This is a genomic window from Pseudoalteromonas phenolica (assembly GCF_005886345.1).
GTDB classification, from domain to species: domain Bacteria; phylum Pseudomonadota; class Gammaproteobacteria; order Enterobacterales; family Alteromonadaceae; genus Pseudoalteromonas; species Pseudoalteromonas phenolica_A.
The window spans coordinates 39,928-63,019 of the sequence record NZ_PNEC01000054.1 but is presented as its reverse complement, the minus strand read 5'-3'; the positions used below and the strand labels follow the sequence as shown (position 1 = coordinate 63,019).

The following is a 23,092-nucleotide window of genomic DNA, read 5'->3' as shown; positions in this document are numbered from 1 at the left end:
ACAAATGCTTTTACGCGCTTTTGGCCTAACTGCTTGTGTATTGCTCGCAGGTTGCAGCAGCACGCAAAATACTGAATCGGCACCGAATAAATCTGAAGTTCGCTCACCAAGTACCATTATTAGCTCTGCATCTGCCGATCTATGGCAGCAAGTAAACAACAACGATGTGTTAAGAATTGATTTACCAACAGGCCGTGTTTACGTACAACTTAACCCACAACTTGCACCTGGGCATGTCGATAATATTAAAAAGCTTGCGCGTGAAGGCTTTTATGACGGCTTAAATGTGTACCGTTTTGTGGAGAGCTTTGTGGCGCAAGGTGGCGATCAGTCAGGAGAAAAGCAGCCAACGCAAGGCAGCAAAGGCATTGCGGGTGAAATGTTTTTAACCACCGAGCATGCGCTGGAGATCACCTCAATTAATGCCGTAGATGGGTATGCTGACAACACCGGCTTTTTAAATGGTTTTGCAGTGGCGCAAAATAGCGATGGCAAAAAGACTTGGATGACCCACTGTACGGGCACATTCGCGATGGCGCGCGGCAACGAAATCGACAGTGGCGGCACAGAGTTTTATATCACTTTAGCGCCACAGCGTTATCTTGATAAAAACACCACGGTATTTGGTCGAGTGCTAGAAGGCATGGAGCATGCACAGCGTTTATTACGCACACCTGTAGAAGGGCAGCCGTTTAACCCAATCAGCCAAGTGCGAGTGTTAAGTGATATTGCGGGTGAAGATAACAGTGCTTTTACGGTGTTTGATACCAGCTCAGAAGATTTTAAAGACTTGATTGAATCTCGTAAAAACCGCCCAAGCGACTGGTTTATCGATAAGCCAAATCATACAGACGTTTGCTCGGTATCTATCCCGACCAAACGCCTTAATTAAAAACAATAGTTTACTGACGGTTTGTACGAATGTGATAAGCCGTCTTATCGTTTTCGCTGCTGCGGTAAGGGTTAATGTCTAAACCGCCACGTCTTGTGTAGCGTGCATATACTTCTAACTTGCTCGGCTTTAATTCACGCATCAAGTCACAGTAAATTCGCTCCACACACTGCTCATGAAACTCATTGTGATCTCTAAAAGAGATAAGATACTTAAGCAGTGACTCTTTGCACACAGGCTTACCCGTGTAACTTATCACTATACTTGCCCAATCAGGCTGAGAAGTAATTAAACAGTTCGATTTAAGTAAGTGACTATGCAGTGTTTCGGTCACTTCATTACCATCTTTTATCACGATCAAGCCTTCTTGCGGGCTGTAGGTATCAACTTCGATATCAAGCTCATCAATACATTCGCCCGGCATGGCCGTGAATGGAATACAGGCATAGTCTTCAGCTTTGAATAACGTCACTTCGACGTCAGTCTGTGCTGCTTTGCTTAAATCATTGGTTAAAATAGTTTGTACTTCGTCAAAGCTGGCAAACTTAGTTTGGTTAAAACTATTTAAATACAGCTTGAACGACTTAGACTCGATAATATGAGAGCTTTGGCATGGGAACACAAACGTCGCCACAGCCACTTGTGGTTTACCTTTGCTATTCAGCCAAGATAGCTCATAGCCAGTCCAAGTATCTTCCCCTTTAAATGGCAAGTTCTGCTCATCTACCGCGATTTGGTCACGGTTTAGCTTTCTTGCAATTGGGAATAATAAACTTGCATCGTATTGCGACGCGTACTCGGTCGTTTTACCTAACACTGATGCTTTCAGCTCAGGTGCATTGTTGTAATCTGTCATGTTTCACCAATAGTGGTTACAATGGCGCGTATTATAGCGTATCGCACACAGGTTAACAGTATGACAATTAAGCCGCTTTTATCAGAGCTTCACGACAAGTTTAAATCTCACTATCAGCAACAACATGGCACTTTACCTTGCATGTATCATGACGCTGACTGGCCAAGCCCTTGTGAAGTTGGCGAAGTGCTCAGCGAGCAACAAATTCAGTGGCAAGCTGTGCCGCAGCCAGCAAAAAATAGCTTAGATGATTTAGCAAGCGCGTTAGAGTGTAGTTTTCCTGATGCGTTGAATGAGTTCTACAGCAGCTTTTATGCGGGCAATATCATTGGCAACGTAGAAGGTCATCAAATCGAGTTATTACAAGCGTGGAATGAAGGTGACTTTGTGCGTTTACAGCAAAACATCACAGGTCATGTATTGATGAAACGCAAACTCAAACATGCAGATACAGTGTTTATCGGTTTAACCGAGCAAGATGATTTGTTGATCACCGTTGAACTAGAGACTGGCAAAGTCTGGCTAGAGTATGTCGGCAAAAGGCCACATCATGTTTTGGCTGATAGTCTAGAAAAATTTTTGCAAGCGGTTGAGTTTTAATATTCATGTGATTGTCTCTAGTATGTCATGGTATGTCGCTTACAGAGCGTCTATGTATGTTGAGTTCATTAACCGGTACTTTATACAATTTGGCGTATAAGAATTGGTGAGGGGTAAAGGTGTTAAGAGAATTAGAATCAGTCGTATTTGGGCATATATTTTTTTGCTTCATAGATTATTCATGGGACTTTGAGGACGAAGAGCTTCAATATGGTTGGTTGAGAACAGGGATTTATGATTATTTGGATCGCCTCGACTCTCAATATAAACAAGGAAAGTTTACTAAAAGTGATGTTAAAGATGCCCTTGTTAATGCTTTTAAACAAGATGACTATACTTGGTGGTGGTTGAATAGTTACAAGCATTCAGATGTACAAGCTTGGGAAGATCAAAAACAACCTAATGAAGGTATGCAGGTAGTTGCTGCCTGTGCTTGGTTAGAACACTTTGATATTATTGGTATTAATGACGAGCCTAACTGGGAGTTAGAAGAGTTATACATCTTAAAATATTATCACCCAGAATTTTTAAAGTTATTTGTTAAAAAGTTTGTTTGGGATGTGATGTTTCCAAATGAAGTGCTACCTAACTATACAGAGCCTAAATCAGGTGATGTTAGGTCATTAGATTATCCGTTTGATATTGATTTTTGCGACCTAGTAGCGAGTTAACCCATTAAATAAAAGCATCTGCCCCAAAAGATGGCATTCAATAAATCAACAAATAATAAAGATAACTACGACGGTGTTAAAGGCACTTTCTATATCATGTCTATACTCTCAACTAAGCAAGGCAGTTACTGATGAGTAATCATATTGGTCTTATATATCCTATTCTGAATTATATAATTTTACCTTTACGTGAAGAGTTTGGCCCAGGTATATGTCATTTAGATGAGTTTAAAAAAAGACAACTGCCTGAACCTTATTTTGGTCAACTAACATTGAGAATACTCGATCTAGTTGAACGTTATAACGAAAAAGTAGAAAGAGATTATCCCCAAAACGGCAAAGAAAAGTTGCGAGTTGAAATGCTTGCATTATACGATGCTGATTGGGCTCACTGGTGGGGGTTTAACTCTGTTTCACAAACTGTTGCAGACAAAGAACAGCAGGATCCGTTTAGTGGAGGTATACAATGCAGCTGTCATGTTCTGTGGGAAGAAGCCTTTGGCGATTATGACCTTGACTGTGAAGAGGTAGACCACTACCACCCGGAAATGCTTAAGTTTTTAATAAAACGCTGTGTCTGGGATATCTTTTTCCCGGGTGAGGCGTTACCTAATTACACAGAGCCAAGTTCTGGTGACTTAACGTTGTTAGATTTTAGTGTTTAAAGCTAAATACTGCTTATTACTATCATGATTACTAAAGTTTCACACAACACTCAGCAAAGTAAATAAAGCGCTTATTGTTTAGAAGTGCTTTGCAAGGAAGTAATGACATGAGATACCAAGCACCCGCGTTAGTTATTTTTGAGGCTTTATCATTAGAAGAAGGCCTCTACTATCATCATGGCACGCCCTTTACGGGCGTAGCTGTATATACTGAAGATGATATCGTCAAAAATAGCCAAGCATTTGAACAGGGTAAAGCAGTCGGAGAATACCAGTTCCCGTATATTAAAGTACGGCAACCTTGTATTTTAGACTCGCTTCTTGATGATGAGTCTGGTCGATATACATATCAAGGTGATGTTTTTGACGGTACTGTATTTGTACTTGAAGGCGACTACATTCGAAAGATAACTTTTTGTGTTAAAGGTTTTTATGAATATGGCACAGAACAGTACTTTTCAGACCCTGAGTGTTACTCATCACTCTATTATAAAATTGAAAACATGGAATATTCTTATGATTGGGAATCTCCAGAGATAATATCAAAATACACGGCTATCTACGACGGGCCATCTAAAGAGATGCTGCAGCTATACTTCAATGATAAAGGTGAAATCAGAATAATTGAATTTAGTGGAGAGTATAAGAGTATTTTTGAACAAAACAGTCTATTACCTCAATCGGCTTTAAAAATAGATTGCTTTTCAGCAATTGCTCATTTTATTGGCAAAACACCAATAGAATTAGAGTTAAGTAGTTGTGATAAGAGTACGACTATTGAAATCTTGCAAGCTGCTCAACATTGGCCTATATATCAAGTGTTTTTTAAAGAGTTAGCGATGAGTAATTTGGAGACGTTAAAAGAAGTACCAATAACGGCTGTGACGAGCGTTCGTGCATTTCGACTGAATGCAGTTACTTTAGAGCAGTGTTTGGCTTATAGAGATACACACTTTCCACATATTGAAATATTAATCGACAATATAGATGATTAGTTTTTAACTATTAATCAAAGTGTTGATTTGGATCAGTAAAGCCCAGCTAGTAAGCACTTGCTGGGCTTTTCTATTTTTGTATCTCTATTCTAATGATATAGCTTTCTATGTTAGCTCAAGTTTTGACTTAAGTGTTTTATTGACCAGTTGATCGGCTTGACGTGTGGTCTCGGGGAGTCGATATTTTGGCGAGAGTTTTAATACCCATTCAGCGGCTGTATCTAGACTGATTTTGTGGCCAATAGAGACAAATACCGGCTTCACATTGTGTTGAGTGCGCAGCACCTTTCCAACTACGTCTTCATTAATTAATAAGTCACTCATCTGGCCACGAGCTTGCTCTACTGGCAAAAAATCACCGATAAGTTTAGTTTTAGCACAACCAATAGTGGGTAAGTTTAACTTGACACCCAAGTGGCACGCTAGACCAAAGCGCCTCGGGTGGGCGATACCATGACCATCACAAACAATAAGGTCGGGTTTGATTGTGAGCTTTGCAAACGCATTCAGTAGTGGCGGAAGTTCACGAAAAGAAAACAGCCCCGGCACATAAGGAAAGCTAATTTCCTCAATGCTCACTTGAGTTTCTAGTAACTCTAGCGTGTCAGCGTCAAGCACTGAAATAGCGCCAACAACCTGATTAGATTGTTCATGATAAGCAACATCCACACCTGCAACGGTATTTATGCTATTAAACTCGTTATATGTAATGACTTGTTTTGCAAGTGTTGCTTGCAACAATTCTGCGTCATGAATTTTATCTGTCACAGTAACTTCCATTTATAGTTAGTATATTGTTGGGTAGCGCGATCACTGAAAATCCCAAGAGATATTCGACACCAGCTCACAGCTGTCACAGCGAAAATCAAATAAGCCAAACCAAGGTTCCTCTAACTTCCAATCACCGCCACAGCTTGGACATATTCGCGCTTGCTCTGCTGCCAAGCTCTCACCACCAACGCGATACAAATAGTAATAAACCGGCTTTTTGGTGAGATAGCGAATACGTTTAGACAAGTCCATACCACGACGGAACAAATCGCTTTCAGTACTAGAAATCTCTTCTAACGCCGCAAACTCACAGCGCGTGGCACCGTTGATCTGGATCTGATCGCATGCTTGCCAATCCTCTTGCCACTTAATTAAGGCCTTGTAATCGCCATTGGCAATGGCAGGAATTTTATAAAGTGGCACAGGCTGAAAGTCATCGCCGCAATACAGCGGGCTACATGTATGCACATAAGTGGTATATAAAATATAAGAAGACGGAGCGTCACACAGGTCGGCGCCATTGGCATGAATATCCTGACCGATCACCTTTACTTTCGGTGCCAATAAGCCTGCATCTTGTAAAAGCTCAATGGCCTTTTTTACAAACGGGCTGTGATTAAGTGGGTGTAGCGCATCTTCAAGCGGGCACATAACACGGGTAATAAAGTAGCCGTCTTTTAATACGGTCGGAAACTCATCCCCGAAGATCTGTCCGTTAAAACGTAGGGCATTCACCACGCGATTAATGGCACGCTCGGCATCATCTAGGGTGGTGTCTTGGTAACAATCAAAAGTTAAATCTACAACGAACATAATTAGTTATCTTTTTCTAATAGAGCGAGTAAGCGGTCAAGTTTTTGTTCAATGCGGTCAAGCTGACTTTGTTCTGTAGCCTTGGCTTTTGGGGCTGCTGCAGGTTGAGTGTTGATACAATTTGGATCATTTTTGTAGGCGGTCAACCCAGCAATAACCAAAGGCATAGGTACAGGCTCTGACAACTTAGATTTAGTTAAAGCAACAGTGGGTGTTTTGTTTTCAGCGACTAAGGCTGCAATAGCAGAATGAACAGCGGGATGCATGCGTTTTACTCAACAAAATAAAACGCATTCTAGCATAAATCTTTAAAGCGCATAGCTGAGCTCGTAACCATGCTAAACGGTTTGTTTTGCATAATGCACAGTGATCGATTCGTTCTTTCTATACTTATGTTAACAACGAGAGACTAGATATTACTGACTAGTATTAGCATGTCTTTTTGCTTAAAAAACACTCAGTAACTATAGTTGACTAAGTTTTCTAGTAAAAATTAGGTAACAGGAACAATAATGAAAATAGTAGAAGCAGATCAACTGAGCCTAAAGTATTTGGAGCCGGAAGAAATAAACATTGCAGCAAGCCTGCTATTTCAAGCTTATCATAGTGATGAATTACTAAAGCAAGTGTTAACTGCAGATTCTGACGTAGACTTTGCGAAAAAGTTGCGCGCACTTATTCGCGAAGAGTTACAAACATTCTCACAAAGTGGTCAAGCCATGCTAGGCGCGTTTATAGACAAACAACTTGTTGGTGTTGCGTGTGCAATCGCAACCAACGGGCCTTTGTCAGCGCAGCGTTTTTGGCATTGGCGTTTAAAACTCATGCTCAGCGCCGGGTATGTTCAAACCAAGCAACTGGTTGCTAAAGAGCAAGCGATAAGAGCGGCCCTAGAGCAATATGGCGAGTGTTTTTATTTGTCATTAATTGCCATTCATCCGAATGCGCAGGGGCAAGGTCTTGGTCATTACTTATTAAACGGGGTGGAGCAACTTCACCTAGCCGAAGAAGACATCACTGGCGTGGCGGTATTCATTACACAAACAGCGCAAAAAGCCTTCTTCTTAAAGCACCAATATGAGGTGATTGAGCAAATGACCTTCGGTGAAGTGTCGGGTGAGCTGATGTATAAAAAGTTAGATGCGGACGGATCGGAAAGTTAGCTGTGAGATATTTCCCACATGGTTGTGGGTTTTAGTGTTTTAAGCACTTTGTTTTGGCTGTGGTTTATATTTAAGTATATGAAAATAAAAAGGTATTTTATTTTTAAAATAATGTGACAACAAATGATTTGCTGTAAGTCGCTTTTGCACACGGCAAATTACCGTATAATTAATCATGTCAGGAAGGCAAAGGGATAGGAAAAACGGAATAAGCACAAGGTTATGGACAGGTGCCAGGGCAAGAAGCTCAACAGGATACTCAGGATGAGGTGTAACGGAGTTGCACTCAGGAATAGGATACACACAGGAGTGTGAGGACAGCCCAAAGACGGGTGAAGCGGAAACCAGGATGGTTACAGGTGTTAGGACAACACCTAGGATGAGGATGTAGTACAGGGTGTACTAGGAGCGCATAGGATTTTGCGAAGCGGATTTAGGATATTAGGAACACAGGACGTGTATAGGATTTTAAACGGATTTTTGGTTGTCGATGGAAGACGGCCATTCAGCGGAAGATAAAACAGGATTATAGGCTTTGGAAGCTATCATGGATGTTGTCAACTTTAGGCGCGACTTATGTTGCGCCTTAGTTCTTTCTGGCGTTAGGTTATTTCTTTTATCACCTCTAATTTTATCAATGTTTATCTTTTCTTAGGTAACAACCTCGACAAGAAAGTCTTTTATCTATTGAGTCTTTCCTCGCTTAATTAACCTTGTTGCGAATGCTTATTTAATTCAACGCATACTGCAAATCTAACAAAGCTCAAATTTAAGCAGTTGGAAATCAAGCTATCCTTCTTCTTTGACCAAGATTCTCATATTGGATGATAAATCAAAAAATTAGATAAGGACGGATCGGAAACTTAGCTGTGAGATATTTCCCACATGCTTGTGGGCTTTGGTGTTTTAAACACTTTGCCCTGGCTGTGGTTTGACTATAACAACATGAAAAATAACAAGTATTTCATTGTTAAAATAAAATGACACTAAATAAATTGCCGTAAGTCGCTTTTGCACACGGCAAATTACCGTAAACTTAATCATGTCAGGAAGGCAAAGGGATAGGAAGAACGGAATAAGCACAAGGTTATGGATTAAGTGCTAGGGCAAGAAGCTCAACAGGTTCCTCTGGATGAGGCGTGTAACGGAGTTGCACAATGGAGATAGGATACACACAGGAGTGTGAGGACAGCCCAAAGATGGGTGAAGCGGAAACCAGGATGGTTACAGGTATTAGGATGATACCTAGGATGAGGATGGAGTACAGGGTGTACTAGGAGCGCATAGGATTTTGCGAAGCGGATTTAGGATATGAGGAACACAGGACGTGTATAGGACTTTAAATGGACTTTTGGTTGTCGATGGAAGATAACCATTCAGCGGAAGATAAAACAGGATTTAGGCTTTGGAAGCTATCATGGATGTTGTCAACTTTAGGCGCGACTTATGTTGCGCCTTAGTTCTTTCTGGCGTCTGGTTTTTCAGCCGTATCGACTTTATGTCTGATTTCTCACCTCAAATGACTTTTCGTGCAAAATACACGTTGCGGAGCAAGGTGAACTGATTTAATTAGACAGGACACTTTAATAATGGAAAATGATCCAATTATTGAGGTGTTAAATGACAAAAAGAAAAGTAAGAAGTTATACGGCTGAGTTTAAGAAAGAGGCAGTAGCTTTAGTTACAGAACAAGGCTATAGCGTATCAAAGGCAGCAGCGTCTTTAGGTATCACAGATAAGTTGCTTTATAACTGGAAAGCCAAATTTGAAGCTGAGCAATCTGGTTCCGCTTTTGAATGAAGATGAGCGAGCTGAGCTTAAAAGACTACGAAAAGAAGTTAAAGATCTCAAAATGGAGAAAGAGATCTTAAAAAAGGCCAGTGCCTTCTTTGCGAAAGAAATGAAGTAAAGCATCAGTTCGTCAAAGACAATAGCCAAGCTTATCCTGTTGTTAAATTGTGCTCAGTCATGCAGGTGAGTCGCTCAAGTTATTACGCATGGCTAGAGCGGCCTGCAAAGCTTATAACGGCAGATGAATTACACCTGTATCGTAGAACCAAAAAGCTGTTTAAACGAAGTCGAGAGAGCTTAGGCTACCGTGAGTTGTGTAAGAACTTACGTAAAGAAGGTTTTAAAATAACATTCTATAAAACCAGAAAGCTAATGGCGCGGTTAAATTTAACTGTTAGGCAACGAGTAGCATATAGGGTAACAACCAAACGTAAGCACTCTGACGCAGTTGCAGATAATTTGTTTAACTTAAGCTTTAATCCTGTTGCCGCTAACCAAGTTTGGGCTGGTGATGTGACGTATTTGAAGACTGGCGAAGGCTGGATGTACTTAGCCATCGTAATGGATTTATATTCACGTCGTATAGTAGGTTGGCATATAGATAAGCGCATGACGACTGATTTGGTTATGAAAGCAATGATTAAAGCTTATAACCTAAGAAGACCGCCTAAAGGTTTGGTATTCCACTCTGATAGAGGCTCACAGTATACGAGTAGACGTTATCGCAACCTACTTAATCAGTTCAATATCAGGGCGAGTATGGGTGATGTTGGAGCTTGCTGGGATAATGCAGTGGTTGAAAGATTCTTCGGCAGTTTAAAGCATGATTGGCTACTAAAAGTACCACAACCAACTCGTGAGCATATGATAAATGACGTTGTTGAATATATGCGATATTACAATTTAGAAAGGCTTCATACGGCTAATGGTGATCTGTCGCCAGTAGAGTATGAGAATTCTTTAGAAAAAGTGTCCTGTTGGAGTTGACCAGTTCAGTTTTTCATTAATTCCTTTTTTGTTCTCCTTTCAATAAACCACATATTTTTTATTAATCAATACATGTGAATTAATTTTTTTTAATGCCTTAGCCCACTAAAGCATTGTTCCAATGCAGCGGGCAAAATCACAGATTTTGGAAAGAGATAGAAACCCAAACCAACCAGAAATGCTACTTATAGTGTGTAGACTCAAAGTCATCAATGTCGGACTATTTGGTTGATTTAAAAGGGGATAGGTAATGAGAAAACCAAGCAAGCTTCTGTTGGTAACTCTTTCTGAAAATGTGCAAAAGTTCAGAAGAGAAAACAGCCTGTCACAAGAGGAGTTGGCAGAACTGTGTGGATTTCACAGAACCTATATTGGCTCGATTGAAAGGTGCGAACGAAACGTAACATTGAGCACACTAGAAACCCTTTCTAAAACTCTGAATACCTCGGTTCCACATTTATTAAGTAAGGATACTCAATGACATTAAACACCTTAGAGATCGCCACAACCAAAGTTCAAAATATTAGTAGCTCAAATCTTTCAATTTACGATCACATCGATATTGGTGATTCAAAACTTTGGCTTACAAGTGAAGAGTTGTCGGCAATTCTTAATAAAAAACTAGTTGGGTACTCTTTTGAAGGGTTAGCATTAAGAACAAGGTCTAAGGTCGCTAAGGAAATAGTTTGTGAAGCACTTGGATACCCATTACCTTCTTCATTCAAAAAAGTACAACCAAGGTTTACTGGTCAGCAATTCGACACTTATGTGCAGAAATCTAATAACTTACAAGTTTGGAATGAAGAACTAGACGTTGAGCGTCGATACGTATTAATTCGAATAAATCAAAATTCAATTATCACAAAAGTTAAAGTAGTTACTGGTAGTGATCTTGTAGTGTTAGATACCACAGGTAAGTTGACCCAAAAGTATCAGGCAAAGTATTCGGGCACCGTAGAAGAGGCTTTATTACTATCTAAATCAGATACTGACAACCTTCAAGCAATAGTATCAGAAGGTAACTTAGACTTATCGAACTACTCCCCAACTAATTCACCCCAAAAGAGTCAATTGTTGAGCATAGAGCAGCTATATGCGTCTTTAAAAAATATTGTTGGTAAAGAGTTTGATGCACCAGAAGCAGATCAAGAAAGAAAACGAGGAGACTTATTACACTCTCTGGTTTGTAAAGCTCTCGGATATAAAGAATTTAATGACCATGGGACTTTCCCAGACGTAAAGCATCAGCTATTGGAAGTTAAACTGCAAACTTCACCAACAATAGATTTAGGCTTGATTTGCCCAGATAGTGAGTCAAAGTTAGACATTAACAAAATAGAACAAACCCAGATCAGACACTGTGACGTAAGGTACGCTATTTTTTATGGATCTATTGAAAATAAGAAAGTTGTTATAAGTAACTTTTATATTGTTACAGGGACAAAGTTTTTTGAACACTTTTCAAGATTTGAAGGCAAAGTTCTTAATAAGAAAATTCAAATCCCTTTGCCAACAAATTTTTTTAACGACTAATTTAATCCAAATGCCTGATATACGAGAGAATTAATAGCTGATTCCAGTTTCGTTCTCTCAATATCTGTCTCACAATTCATTCGAGCTTCAACAAGCTCTATTAGTTCTAATGCTATATCCGAATTAGGGTCAGGTAACGGAAAGTTTTCAACATACTGAGACATGAATCTTCGTTTGTTGGAATATAACTTATTGTTAAACTTGATATCGTAGTAGTCTTCAATGAACTTTGAATTAGCTACTGCCAGAAGCAAGAACAAGATACTGTCTTCTAGTTCCTCATTATCTTTTACAAGCCAATAACAATCACCATTTACAATTGAGTTAGTGTCGTCAAACCAAAAAGTAGGGCTTTCACAAATATCCCTGAAAACAACTTTTGGAGAACTCCATAACTCTGGGTTTTGAGGAACCCAAATTTCCCACCAATTTCTTTTGGCTTTGATTACATAGTTCCTACTAGATAATTGTTCTTTGTGAGAATTTAAATACTCTTCTGAAATAGGATAATCTTCAATGGAAACAGGGCGTTTTTTACCACTAACAGTGGTATGAGTGTATAACACACCTTTCAATCTCTGAGTCACAGATTGAGTATACTTGTTTCCTACATGGTGAGTGATTAAAGGGCGTACAAGCTCTGGTACGACACCAACCTCTTCTTCCCAGTTGTCTTTGATAAAAACGTTATCAGCTGTTGTTTTTATACCAACACGAATTTTACCTATGTCTTTAAAACGTAAATAGGTTCTTTCTTCTATATTATTTAGCCAAATTTCAGACGAGGTATCTTGTATTCTCCATACGTCTTTGGGAGAAGCGTCATACGTAAGAAAACCTTTTCTAACCTCATAAGTTTTACCATTTGAACAGGATATCACTCCCTCATGTTCTAGTGCCGAAATAGGTGAATCGCTGACAATTTCTGAGTTACAACTTTCTGTACTCTCATAAATTGAAACAAACTCAGTATGATCATGATTTTGAACTTTGAGTTTAAAGAACATTACTGCGGGAAGAACAGCAGCTTCAAATAGCTTTGTATCACCAAAATCTACGATTTTTTCAATCGAATACAAGTCAGAAAGTATATTTCTTAGGGTACCGCTTCCTTTTGTTGTAAGAAATCTATTTGAAACAATATAACCAGCAACACCATTGGGACTTAGAACTTTTGATGTTGCGACTAGAAAAGCTTGGTAAATATCAACTCGTCCCTTTAAACCAAACTGCTTGGCTAAGACTTGTGCTTTTTCGGCTCCAAGTACCTGAGTTCTAATGTAAGGCGGGTTAGCAATAATAAAATCAAATTTAATTTCATTGAATTCATGACTTAATGACTGATCTAAAAAGTCTCCAAAATAAGCTTTAAAAGTAACATTTGGGAAAAGCTCATTTATTCTTCGTTGAGCTTTCTCTAACGAAATTTCATTTGTATCAAACCCGAATACTTCGATTTCTTTGTTGTCATTGATGCGACTTAGTAGAGATATTATTAGCTCTCCGTCACCTATTGCAGGATCGGCAATTCTAACTATTTTTTGGTCTGCGAAATTGCTGTTGAAGCTCACTAATTCTTGCGAAACAAAATTAGATAATTGAGAAGAGGTATAGTGCGCTCCTTCACTTTTTCTGCACTCTACGTGTTCATATCTTTCTGCAACTTCTAACAAATTATACCTCTACTTATCGTCGTCATATATATGAAGATTAACATGATGATTCGGCTAATACACACTGTTAATTCACTTAGTTTCTCCTAATCGAAAATACTTCATATTGATCAATTAATTAATACGCCTTAGAAGTGAACAAACCTAATTAGCTACTTATAGTGTGTAGACTTAAAGTCATCAAAACTCAATCATTTCTCTTCCCAAAGATATCTAGCTTATTCCTTAGGAAAAGAAAAATAATATGGATTCAAAGGTTTTAAAAAACGCTCAAAGAAAAGTCGAAAACATAAAAAAATCAGATTATTCGATCTACGATAGCATCGATATTGGCGATCCTAATCTTTGGTTAACAAGAGAAGAACTAGTAGCGATCCTAAATCAGAAATTGAAAGGCATGTCTTTGGCAAACTTTGCATTAAAGACTAGATCAAAGGAAGCAAAAAAATTAGTTTGTGAAGCTCTTGGTTTTCCTACCCCTAATAGCTTCAAGAGAGTCAAACCAAGCTTTCCATGCTTACAATTCGATATCTATGTCCAGAAAAGAAACAACTTACAAGTATATAACGAAGCATTAGCAGCTCACCGAAAGTACGTTCTTATTCGAGTCGACAAAAACTCGATTATAAGTGAGGTCAAAATACCGCTAGGTAGTGAAGTAATTTTTTGGGACAGAACAGGAAAATTAACAAAAAAGTATCAAGCAACATTTGGTGGAGATCATTTACAGACTTCCTTGTTGATAAAAAAGGATACGAGTAGCCTTTCTTTGCTCGCTACTAACGAAATTATTGATTTATCGAGTAAGTCCCCGACAGAAGACCCAAAGAACAAAGAGTTGTATAGCGCTGTGTCATTATTTGAGCGACTCAAAACACTGATCGGTACTGAATTTGAAGCTCCTAAAATAGATCAAGAGCGAAAACGAGGGGACAAATTACATTCTCTGGTTTGCAAGGTTTTAGGGTATGAACAGTTTAGTGATTTAGGTAAGTATCCAGATTTAAAGCACCAGCTATTAGAATTAAAAATGCAAACTTCACCAACAATAGATCTAGGGGTAGCACTGCCAAATAGTCAATCAGCGCTTGATCTAGAAAAAGTTAACGGCAATCAGATAACTCATAGAGATATTAGATATGGCATTTTTTATGGTGAAATAAATGATACCAAAGTAAAGATTCGTAGCTTATTACTTACCAATGGAGAGAAGTTTTTCGAAAGCTTTAACCGTTGCGGAGGAATTGTTGTGAATAAGAAAAAGCAGCTTACTATTCCAAAAAATTATTTTTCAGAATAATTTCCACTCACCAAAATAAAAATAATGGTTAACAATATCAGTGTGTTAACCATTTTCCTGTAATTATCTGATTAAGGGTTATTCTAGTGAGTGGATATAAGCAAAGTGCGAACAAGCTACATGATTCTATAGCTTGCTCGGTAGATGAATTAGCTCAGTAGATGAATTAGCTTCAGCGTTAGCCCAAGCGATGCGGTGGAATATCTGCTTGCACTAGCTTTTCATTTTCAAGATACAAATAACCTTGATATAAACTCTCGCCGTCTGAGCTAAATTCAAACAAAAACTGACTTTTTATTCCCAAACGACCACTTTTTAAAATACCGGGTAGCACTTTTTTACAGGCGACACTGAGCAACTGCACTTGCAATTGCTTTGCTTGTCTTTGTGCATGTTCGTTTGCGGCTTCCGCAATTTTACGGCTATACCAAAAAAAGCCGATAACGCTGCCAATAACAATAAAAAGCCAGAGAGTTGTCATTAAGAGAATAACCTACCTATTGCGCGAGATAAGGTGTCGCTGCGATTTTCTGCTCGAAGAATACCTAGTACGTGTGGGCGAAGTGACGGAATTGCAACTAGGTCCGCAAAAATACTTGGGAATAATTCAGGCATTTGCTCATTATTAGCAGCCGCATCAAGTAGTTTGAATAGGGCTTCTGGTTTTTCAAAGCATAACCAATAACGACCTGCTAGAGTAAGCAACACGTCTGGTTGACTGCCGAGCTCGCTTGCTAGTACTTGCTCGACTAACTGAGACTTTAACCCTTGTGCTTTGCTACCTGAAAGTGCACGCATATTGTTAATTAATAGGTTTAAATTATTTTCAGCGATGGCTTTTTCGCACTGTGCAAAGAATAACTCAGCAAGTTGCGTGTTAATTTCAACATGTTCTAGCATCGCACTTAAAGGCTGCTGCACCTCTTGTGGTAAGCTCGTCCACACTTTAGTTAGGTTTGCACTGTTTTGGCCGTGGTCGAGTCTAAAGGCGAAATCAGCCAGTCCTTGTACCGCAATACTTTGCCACGCATCGTCAGTTAAGTTGCCAGCAAAAAATTGCTCGGTAAATTCATAATACTGAGATGCAGGGCGCTTTAATTCAGTTTTTAAAAGTGCATTGAACGCGGCAAGTTTATTGGCATTAGGTGTAAATACATACGGGTTATTGTCTAGCTTGCCATCTGCTTGCTCGCCCGTTAACTCAGTACCTAATGCTTCAAGCACCATATTTGCGAAGTGGTCACGGCTTGCAAGCACTAACTTACTTTGCTCATCAAGGGGCATTTTTAAAAACCACACATACGGATCAGCGGTGGCTTGGTTATCCCAAAATTGAATGGCTATCAGGGCATGACCAGCAAGCGGGTAAGGGTAAGGTACCTGACCGTTTTCAAGTTGATTGAAGAGGGCTTTATCAATTTTAGTGATTTTTCGACCCATGTCGTAAACACGCCACTGTGTGCCAGCTGTGTTAAGAAGATCACCTAAAGTAGAAATATGCGCAGTCATAGTTCGCTCATGCAAATTTTAAATTAGCCGAATTATACGGATTTTCTCGGCGCTTGATAAGCGAAGCCGTAAAGCTACTGTAAAGAAGTTAGCTGGGCTATAATTCGCGGGTTTTAAATAGTCTATTAAGAGTCGGTTTGATGAGTCACGCCCAATACCAAGCAGTTTATACCTTATTGAAAGAGCTCGAAGCGGTATTACGCATCGCCAAGCTTTGGCAAAGTGAAAGCATTGAAGCTGAAAAGCTAAATTCTACAGCGCCATTTTGTTGTGATGTGATGACATTTGAGCAGTGGTTGCAGTTTGTGTTTATTCCTAAATTGACCTTGATGATAGAGCAAGGTATGCCGCTACCAGTCAATATGTCGATTGCCCCCATGGCTGAAATGAGCTTTGCCACACACCCGCAATATCCACAGATTTTAAGTCTACTGACTAAGTTAGACGAAAGCTTACAACAGAATTAAAAGAGAAAGATCATGCTTGAGATTGTCTATCAAGACGAAAACTATGTGGCGATTAATAAGCCTTCGGGCTTATTGGTGCATCGTTCATTTTTAGATAAACGCGAAACCCAATTTGCCATGCAAATGTTGCGTGATCAGTTAGGTCAGCACGTATTTCCAGTGCATCGATTAGACCGTCCTACCAGTGGTATTTTGTTGTTTGCGCTCAGCTCAGAAGCAGCCAGAGATATGAACCAAGTATTCATTGAGGGCAAAATCGAAAAGCGTTATTTGGCACTGGTGCGAGGTTTTGCGCCAGAGCATATTTATCTAGATAGACCTTTAAAAGAGCATTTAGATAAAATCGCCGACAAATTTGCCGATCAAGATAAAGCACCGCAAGAAGCGCAGACAGAGTTTAACTGTTTACATCAGGCAAGCTTGCCAATTCCTTTTGGTAAGTTTCCGAGTATTCGCTATTCGCTGGTGGAGTGCTTTCCTAAAACCGGCCGCAAGCATCAAATTCGACGTCATTTAAAGCATTTAGCCCATCCTATTTTGGGTGATGTGAACCATGGAGATAGCAAGCATAATCACTTTTTTTATGAACATTTTGGTTTGCAGCGCTTAATGTTATTTGCAACTCGGTTAAAGTTTGTTCATCCTTATACAAAACAAGAAATTACCATTCGGGCAAACCTAGGCGAAGAGATGCTAAATATCTGTGCGCAGTTGGGGTGGCCCAGCAGCGAACAGGATTATCAATAATGGCATCAATTTCAATTTTTGTAGGCAGTGTGTATGGCAATGCACAGAATTTAGCTGAACAGGTGCAAACTGTTTTGTCATCTTCACATCAAGTGAGCTTATTTGAAAGCGCAAGCATTGATGATGTAAAGGCAGCTGAAGTGGCATTGTTTATTACCTCGACCACAGGCTCTGGCGACCTGCCTGATAACATTGAGCCATTAATTATACAATTGCGAAGTCAGTCGCCGATGTTAACAGGTAAAAAAGCTGGGGTGATTTCGTTAGGCGACTCAAGCTACGGTGACACCTATTGTGGCGCGGGAAAGCAAGTCGATGTCTTATTACAAGAATTGAATGCACAACAAACTGCACCGCGTCTAGATGTTGATGCGTGTGAGCATTTTGAACCATGGGAGGTGGTTGAAGCCTGGCTAACGGATTGGCAGAAAACCCTTTAATATGTCGAGATTACAACAATTTAAATGGGTGTTTTTACTCAGTAGCATTTTAATTGTGCTGCCAGCAATTGAAAGCAGCTGGTTTGATAACGCATTTGGCTTAAAGTGGGGCAGTGAAAAGCTCATGTACTATTTCAGCGTGTTTTTAGTGCCGCTGAAGTTAGCCATGGTCATTGCCGGCTGTTGGCTGCTTATTTACTTTGTGAAGCATAATGAGGTGAGCAGTAAGGTTAAACTAGCAGTACTACCATTAATGTTTGTTGCCTCTGTGCAAGTGATCATGCTGAGTATCACATCGGTGTATTATGTGTTTAATGGCACTAAGGCCGATAATTTCATTGAGCAAGCCAATATTAGTATTCAAAGCCAAGCACCGGGTAAGCTACTCACGGCATTTCACGATATTAACATTATGTGCGACAAGGGATTTGGGTTTTATAAATTGTTATCGGTGGCAAAAGAACCTTGGCTTGGTAAAGCACTGAACATAGAAAGTTATGAGCCGTTTGAACAACTTACCATCAGCTTTACAGAAAATAATAAAAGGCAGTTTAAACACTATGATATTCAAGGTTTAAGTTGCGAGAATTAAGCATAAAAAAGGCCGCAAATCGTCATTGATTGCGGCCTTTTTTTATATTTTATTGATTACTCATCGACAGAGCGAAGTAGGGCATTGATGCCAACTTTTTCACGTGTTTGTTGGTCAACTTTCTTCACAATAATCGCTGCGTAAAGGCTGTGTGAGCCATCTTTACTTGGTAATGAACCCGGAACTACAACAGCGCCTGCTGGAACGCGACCGTAGTGGATTTCGCCTGTTTCACGGTCGTAAATACGCGTACTTTGAGAAATGTAAACGCCCATTGAGATAACCGCGCCTTCTTCAACAATTACGCCTTCCACGATTTCAGAGCGTGCGCCGATAAAACAGTTATCTTCGATGATAGTTGGGTTTGCTTGCAATGGCTCTAAAACACCACCAATGCCCACACCACCAGAAAGATGCACGTTTTTACCAATTTGTGCACATGAACCAACAGTAGCCCATGTATCAACCATAGTGCCTTCATCAACGTAAGCACCAATATTTACGTATGAAGGCATCAGTACCACGTTCTTACCTACGAAGCTGCCCTGACGTGCTACAGCGTTTGGCACTACGCGCATACCCCCTCGTTGGAATTGCTCTGGCGTGTAGTCAGAAAATTTAAGTGGCACCTTGTCATAAAACTGGTTTACGCCATCGTTCATTGGCTGGTTATCACGAATACGGAAAGACAGCAGTACCGCTTTTTTAAGCCACTGATGCACAACCCATTCACCACTGATTTTTTCTGCAACTCGCGCAGCGCCAGAATCTAGTAATGAAAGAGATTGAATGATTGCACTTTTTACTTCGTTGCTCACTTGTGTAGGAGTAATGCCATCACGTTGCTCCCATGCTTGTTCAATGATGGTTTTTAAATCTGACATAGTTTCCTCTAATTTGTTTCTGCGTTTAATTTTTTCATTAAGTCTCGTTGAAGCTCTACTTTATGCTCTTCATCGAGGGCTTGATACTCTTTATTTGAAATAACAAAAAAGTCTTCTGCACGCTCGCCAACCGTTGTAATACGTGCGGCATGAATATGCAGTGAATTAGCCTGAAATACTTCGGCTATTTTGGTTAACAGCCCCGGAATATCGATGGCTTGAATTTCAATTAGGCTACGGTTTTCACGTGCATGCGGGCGCACAATAACCTTAGGTTTGATATTAAAATCTTTAAATCTGTGAGAGCGATTTTTCTTAATTCTGATCTTCTTCTTTGGATCTTGAAGGATCAACTCAATCCCCTTTCGAATTGAGCGAGCACGGTTCACGGAGACAGGATCGCCATCTTGCTCAAGTATCACAAAGTTAAATACCACAAAGTCATCTTTAGTCGTCATCACTTGTGCGTGCTGAATTTGCGCTTTTTTGGAGCCAATAACACTCACAAGTTTGGCAAATAAGCTGGCTTCATAAGGACTGTAAACAAAAACCTGGGTACCACCATGCAGCGGTTTCTCACCAACAATGACACTAAAGTCATTCAAGTCTTTTACTTTTAATAGGTGCTCAGATTGCCATGAAATTTGTTGTTCACTGAATCCGGTAAAGTAGTTTGCTTTGAAGCGAGACCAAATAAAGTCAATTTGGCTCTCTTCAAAACCCAGCTCTATCAGGCGCTGTTTGGCTTGTTGTTTTTTATCGCGAATTTGGTCACGCATGTCCATTGGGTTTTCAAGACCGGCTCTTAAAGCACGTTGCGTGTGTAAATAAAGTTCACGCAGCAGGGTGTTTTTCCAGTCATTCCAAAGGTTGTCATTAGTGGCTCGAATATCTGCAACGGTTAAGCAATATAAGAAATCAAGTTGGCGTTCATTTTTTACGTGTGAAGCAAATTCAGCAATCACATCTGGGTCATTAATATCTTTACGCTGCGCTGTCACCGACATGAGTAGATGGTTTTCTACTAGCCATGCGACTAGTCGAGAGTCTGAGTTACTAAAGCCGTGCATTTTACAAAAAGTATTGGCATCGACCGCCCCAAGCTCTGAGTGATCTCCGCCTCGGCCTTTTGCAATGTCGTGGAAAATACCCGCTAGATACAATAATTCGGGCTTATCCATGTTTTTGACAATCGCAGAGCAAATAGGAAAGTCTTTTTGCTTTTCTTTATCAAAGTACTGGTAAATATTATTGATTAACTTGTGGGTGTGTTCATCAACGGTGTAAGCATGGAATAAATCGAATTGCATTTGCCCAAAAATATTACGCCATTGCGGTAAATAAGCTGCAATGATCCCATGCTTATGCATTAAGGTGAAAGCGCGACCCATACCATTAGGGTGCTTAATTAAACGCAAAAACGCTTCTCGACAACCTGCATAATCTTGTAAGTCGCCCAGTAAACGGCGACGAACTTGGCGAATAGTTTTGAGTGTGCTGGGCTCAATATCAGTGATACTAGGGTTATCGGCGATATGCTCGAATAACATAAAAATTTGTTCTCTACGGAAAAACACCGAAGGATCAGTAACCTTGATACGATTTCCAACGCGTTCAAAGTTTTTATCGAGCGGCTGAGGCTCGTTTTGTACTTTATCTGACAAAATACTTTGTTCAAAATAAGAGAGCAGCATTTGGTTCATTTCGCGCACTCGGCTCATGATCCTAAATAAGCGTTTCATCATACGTTCAACAGAGGCTTTACCTTCAGAACCAAAACCGAGTAATTCAGCAGCATGAGGTTGGTAATCAAATAATAAACGGTTTTCATTTCTGCCCGCTGCAAGATGCAGGGCAAAACGAATATTCCAGAGGTTTTCAATACACTCTAGCAGCTCCTGATACTCTTCATGCGTTAAGTAGCCATGACTAATGAGTTCACGCAGTGTTTCAGCATGAAAGTGCTTTTTAGCCACCCAGAAAATAGTTTGCAAGTCGCGCAAGCCGCCTGGATTTTCTTTTATATTGGGCTCAAGGTTATAGGCTGTACCGTGGCATTTTCTACGGCGCACTTTTTGCTCATCTACTTTGGCGATGAAAAATTCGTCAGAGCGCCAGATTGGTGTTTCAATGATATGACTTTTTAGGCGCTCAAATTCTAACTCATTACCACTGATTAAGCGGCACTCAAGCAAGCTGGTGGTAAAGTGTACATCTTGTTTTTTCTGTTCTAATACTTGCTCATGAGTTCGAACACTGTGACCAATTTCTAAGCCTAAATCCCATAGGTGAGTTACAAATTGCCCGAGAGATTCTTTTAAAGTTTCGCTGGGTTCAGATTTCACCAGTAGTAAAAAGTCGATATCGGAATATGGATGTAGCTCACCTCGACCATAGCCACCGACAGCGATGAGCGCGATATCTTGATGCTCGCTTAGGCCGGTTATCTTGTAGAGTTTTTGTAGCAGTAAGTCGACAAAGGCTGCTCTAGAGCGGATAAGGTGTTTTACAGGTTGCTTAGAAAATTCATTGCTAAGCCATTTATAAAAATAACTTGAACAATCTTTGAAGTCGTCAAGCGTATTCGCTGCTTCAAGAAGTGTTTTTAATTTGTTGGATAGTGCCACGGAGTATCCCTGATTTTTAGATCAAATGAATTGATGAGCGCTTAGTAAGTTTTACACTAAGTCACAATAAAATGCGAGCAGGGCGGCTTGTTGTATATGATAAACGCCTAGTTAATAGGCAAAATTTAGTAAAGAGAAATTAGTGATGGATGAGATTTGATTCAACAGTCTCTAAAATTAAAATGCCAGCAGTTTGCTGGCATTTAGGAAATCAAGCAGAAACAGTTAAATTAGTTATGCTCAATTACACGGTCAATTGTTTCATCGTTACGCAGTGTTAAAATTTCAACACCGTTATCAGTAACGAGTAGAGTGTGCTCCCATTGCGCTGATAAGCTACGGTCTTTAGTAACAACCGTCCAACCGTCTTTTAGCAGTTTGCACTGGCGCTTACCTGCATTCACCATAGGTTCAATCGTTAAACACATGCCCGCTTTTAATGTTTCGCCTGTGCCAGGTTTACCATAGTGCATGACTTGTGGTTCCTCATGGAATTCAGCACCAATACCGTGGCCACAATATTCACGAACGATTGAATAGCTAAAGCCTTCTGCATATTTTTGAATTGCAGCGCCGATATCACCTAAACGCACACCTGGCTTAACCATTTTAATAGCAAGGTATAAGCTTTCTTGCGTGATCTGGGCTAAACGTTTGCCCTGAATATTTGGTGTACCAACATGGAACATTTTTGAAGTGTCACCATGGTAGCCATCTTTGATTACAGTGATATCGATATTGATGATATCGCCGTCTTTTAATGGTTTGTCATTTGGGATGCCGTGACAAATTACATGGTTTACAGAAGTACAAATTGATTTTGGAAAACCATGATAGTTTAGAGGTGCAGGCACCGCACCTTGAACGTCAACAATATAATTGTGACAAATGGTGTTTAGCTCTTCTGTTGTTACCCCAGGCTTCACATGAGGTTCAATCATTTCTAAAACTTCAGCCGCTAAGCGACCGGCAACACGCATTTTTTCTATTTCTTCAGGGGTTTTAATCACTGCACTCATTGAGGCTCCAATCGTTAATTTTTCACTTTGCAATAACGCACAAATTTTAGACGTATCGTTGAATCTGGCGCTTTAATATGGTATAAAGCGCGCCGTC

General features: G+C 39.9%; 23 protein-coding genes and 1 pseudogene. 14 read left to right on the top strand and 10 right to left on the bottom strand.

All coding sequences use genetic code 11. From position 1 onward, the window contains the following. Positions 1-4 precede the first annotated feature (4 nt). On the top strand, positions 5-892 hold the full coding sequence (locus tag CWB72_RS17165; RefSeq protein WP_138633950.1) for a peptidylprolyl isomerase: 888 nt from the start codon (positions 5-7) through the stop codon (positions 890-892). Between the two features lie 10 nt (positions 893-902). Here CWB72_RS17165 and queF read toward each other — a convergent pair whose 3' ends face one another. Beyond that, positions 903-1,748 (bottom strand): NADPH-dependent 7-cyano-7-deazaguanine reductase QueF, encoded by an 846-nt coding sequence (gene queF / locus CWB72_RS17160; protein WP_138633947.1) that lies wholly within the window; start codon positions 1,746-1,748, stop codon positions 903-905. Between the two features lie 60 nt (positions 1,749-1,808). Between queF and syd the strand changes: the two genes are divergently transcribed. The 4 genes from syd (at position 1,809) to CWB72_RS17140 (ending at position 4,679) form a co-directional block, all read left to right on the top strand. After that, entirely contained in the window at positions 1,809-2,348 is a 540-nt protein-coding gene (gene syd, locus CWB72_RS17155) for a SecY-interacting protein (RefSeq protein WP_138634055.1), read from the top strand. 119 nt (positions 2,349-2,467) lie between these two features. Further along, entirely contained in the window at positions 2,468-3,019 is a 552-nt protein-coding gene (locus tag CWB72_RS17150) for a hypothetical protein (RefSeq protein WP_138633944.1), read from the top strand. A 131-nt stretch (positions 3,020-3,150) separates the two neighbouring features. After that, complete coding sequence (locus CWB72_RS17145; protein ID WP_138633942.1) at positions 3,151-3,684, top strand: hypothetical protein; 534 nt, start codon at positions 3,151-3,153, stop codon at positions 3,682-3,684. A gap of 107 nt (positions 3,685-3,791) precedes the next feature. Next, positions 3,792-4,679, top strand: coding sequence for a hypothetical protein (locus CWB72_RS17140; RefSeq protein ID WP_138633939.1), 888 nt, complete (start codon positions 3,792-3,794; stop codon positions 4,677-4,679). A 105-nt stretch (positions 4,680-4,784) separates the two neighbouring features. Here CWB72_RS17140 and nfi read toward each other — a convergent pair whose 3' ends face one another. The 3 genes from nfi to CWB72_RS17125 are packed head-to-tail and all read right to left on the bottom strand — an operon-like array spanning position 4,785 to position 6,529. Then, positions 4,785-5,447: a deoxyribonuclease V gene (nfi, locus tag CWB72_RS17135; protein ID WP_252371584.1), complete on the bottom strand. Its 663-nt coding sequence runs from the start codon at positions 5,445-5,447 to the stop codon at positions 4,785-4,787. A gap of 42 nt (positions 5,448-5,489) precedes the next feature. Beyond that, on the bottom strand, positions 5,490-6,263 hold the full coding sequence (locus CWB72_RS17130; protein ID WP_138633933.1) for a Zn-ribbon-containing protein: 774 nt from the start codon (positions 6,261-6,263) through the stop codon (positions 5,490-5,492). Between the two features lie 2 nt (positions 6,264-6,265). Continuing rightward, positions 6,266-6,529: a hypothetical protein gene (locus CWB72_RS17125; protein ID WP_138633930.1), complete on the bottom strand. Its 264-nt coding sequence runs from the start codon at positions 6,527-6,529 to the stop codon at positions 6,266-6,268. A 246-nt stretch (positions 6,530-6,775) separates the two neighbouring features. Here CWB72_RS17125 and CWB72_RS17120 point away from each other — a divergent pair, with 246 nt between their 5' ends. The 4 genes and pseudogenes from CWB72_RS17120 (at position 6,776) to CWB72_RS17105 (ending at position 11,737) form a co-directional block, all read left to right on the top strand. Then, complete coding sequence (locus CWB72_RS17120) at positions 6,776-7,426, top strand: GNAT family N-acetyltransferase (RefSeq protein WP_138633927.1); 651 nt, start codon at positions 6,776-6,778, stop codon at positions 7,424-7,426. A gap of 1,620 nt (positions 7,427-9,046) precedes the next feature. Beyond that, a pseudogene (locus tag CWB72_RS17115) lies at positions 9,047-10,204 on the top strand (IS3 family transposase). 250 nt (positions 10,205-10,454) lie between these two features. Further along, positions 10,455-10,685 (top strand): helix-turn-helix domain-containing protein, encoded by a 231-nt coding sequence (locus CWB72_RS17110; protein WP_138633924.1) that lies wholly within the window; start codon positions 10,455-10,457, stop codon positions 10,683-10,685. Beyond that, positions 10,682-11,737 (top strand): restriction endonuclease, encoded by a 1,056-nt coding sequence (locus CWB72_RS17105; RefSeq protein WP_138633921.1) that lies wholly within the window; start codon positions 10,682-10,684, stop codon positions 11,735-11,737. Before CWB72_RS17110 ends, CWB72_RS17105 begins: the two co-directional genes overlap by 4 nt. Here the strand turns inward: CWB72_RS17105 and CWB72_RS17100 are convergent. Continuing rightward, positions 11,734-13,410: an Eco57I restriction-modification methylase domain-containing protein gene (locus tag CWB72_RS17100; RefSeq protein WP_138633918.1), complete on the bottom strand. Its 1,677-nt coding sequence runs from the start codon at positions 13,408-13,410 to the stop codon at positions 11,734-11,736. The genes CWB72_RS17105 and CWB72_RS17100 overlap by 4 nt on opposite strands. 244 nt (positions 13,411-13,654) lie before the next feature. On the opposite strand from CWB72_RS17100, the gene CWB72_RS17095 reads away from it, so the two are divergent. Next, positions 13,655-14,710, top strand: coding sequence for a restriction endonuclease (locus CWB72_RS17095; protein ID WP_138633915.1), 1,056 nt, complete (start codon positions 13,655-13,657; stop codon positions 14,708-14,710). Between the two features lie 178 nt (positions 14,711-14,888). Here the strand turns inward: CWB72_RS17095 and CWB72_RS17090 are convergent, their stop codons facing one another. Together CWB72_RS17090 and CWB72_RS17085 are read right to left on the bottom strand one after the other, a co-directional pair. Then, complete coding sequence (locus tag CWB72_RS17090; RefSeq protein WP_138633912.1) at positions 14,889-15,191, bottom strand: DUF3301 domain-containing protein; 303 nt, start codon at positions 15,189-15,191, stop codon at positions 14,889-14,891. Next, on the bottom strand, positions 15,191-16,219 hold the full coding sequence (locus CWB72_RS17085) for a DUF3549 family protein (protein WP_138633909.1): 1,029 nt from the start codon (positions 16,217-16,219) through the stop codon (positions 15,191-15,193). Before CWB72_RS17085 ends, CWB72_RS17090 begins: the two co-directional genes overlap by 1 nt. A 140-nt stretch (positions 16,220-16,359) precedes the next feature. Here CWB72_RS17085 and CWB72_RS17080 point away from each other — a divergent pair, with 140 nt between their 5' ends. The 4 genes from CWB72_RS17080 to CWB72_RS17065 are packed head-to-tail and all read left to right on the top strand — an operon-like array spanning position 16,360 to position 18,465. Further along, positions 16,360-16,686: a YqcC family protein gene (locus CWB72_RS17080; RefSeq protein WP_138633906.1), complete on the top strand. Its 327-nt coding sequence runs from the start codon at positions 16,360-16,362 to the stop codon at positions 16,684-16,686. Between the two features lie 12 nt (positions 16,687-16,698). Next, the gene (truC, locus tag CWB72_RS17075) at positions 16,699-17,433 is read left to right on the top strand and encodes a tRNA pseudouridine(65) synthase TruC (RefSeq protein WP_138633903.1); all 735 of its coding nucleotides are present in this window, start codon (positions 16,699-16,701) and stop codon (positions 17,431-17,433) included. After that, complete coding sequence (locus CWB72_RS17070; RefSeq protein WP_138633900.1) at positions 17,433-17,873, top strand: flavodoxin; 441 nt, start codon at positions 17,433-17,435, stop codon at positions 17,871-17,873. The genes truC and CWB72_RS17070 overlap by 1 nt, the downstream gene beginning before the upstream one ends. 1 nt (position 17,874) lies before the next feature. After that, positions 17,875-18,465, top strand: a complete 591-nt coding sequence (locus CWB72_RS17065) for a hypothetical protein (protein WP_138633897.1) — start codon at positions 17,875-17,877, stop codon at positions 18,463-18,465. Between the two features lie 56 nt (positions 18,466-18,521). Here CWB72_RS17065 and dapD read toward each other — a convergent pair whose 3' ends face one another. From dapD to map, 3 genes are all read right to left on the bottom strand, one after another. Then, entirely contained in the window at positions 18,522-19,349 is an 828-nt protein-coding gene (gene dapD / locus CWB72_RS17060) for a 2,3,4,5-tetrahydropyridine-2,6-dicarboxylate N-succinyltransferase (RefSeq protein ID WP_138633894.1), read from the bottom strand. Between the two features lie 8 nt (positions 19,350-19,357). Further along, positions 19,358-21,976: a [protein-PII] uridylyltransferase gene (glnD, locus tag CWB72_RS17055; protein ID WP_138633891.1), complete on the bottom strand. Its 2,619-nt coding sequence runs from the start codon at positions 21,974-21,976 to the stop codon at positions 19,358-19,360. Between the two features lie 230 nt (positions 21,977-22,206). Continuing rightward, a complete protein-coding gene (gene map / locus CWB72_RS17050; protein WP_138568032.1) occupies positions 22,207-22,995 on the bottom strand; it encodes a type I methionyl aminopeptidase in 789 nt (262 codons plus the stop codon). Between the last annotated feature and the right edge of the window lie 97 nt (positions 22,996-23,092).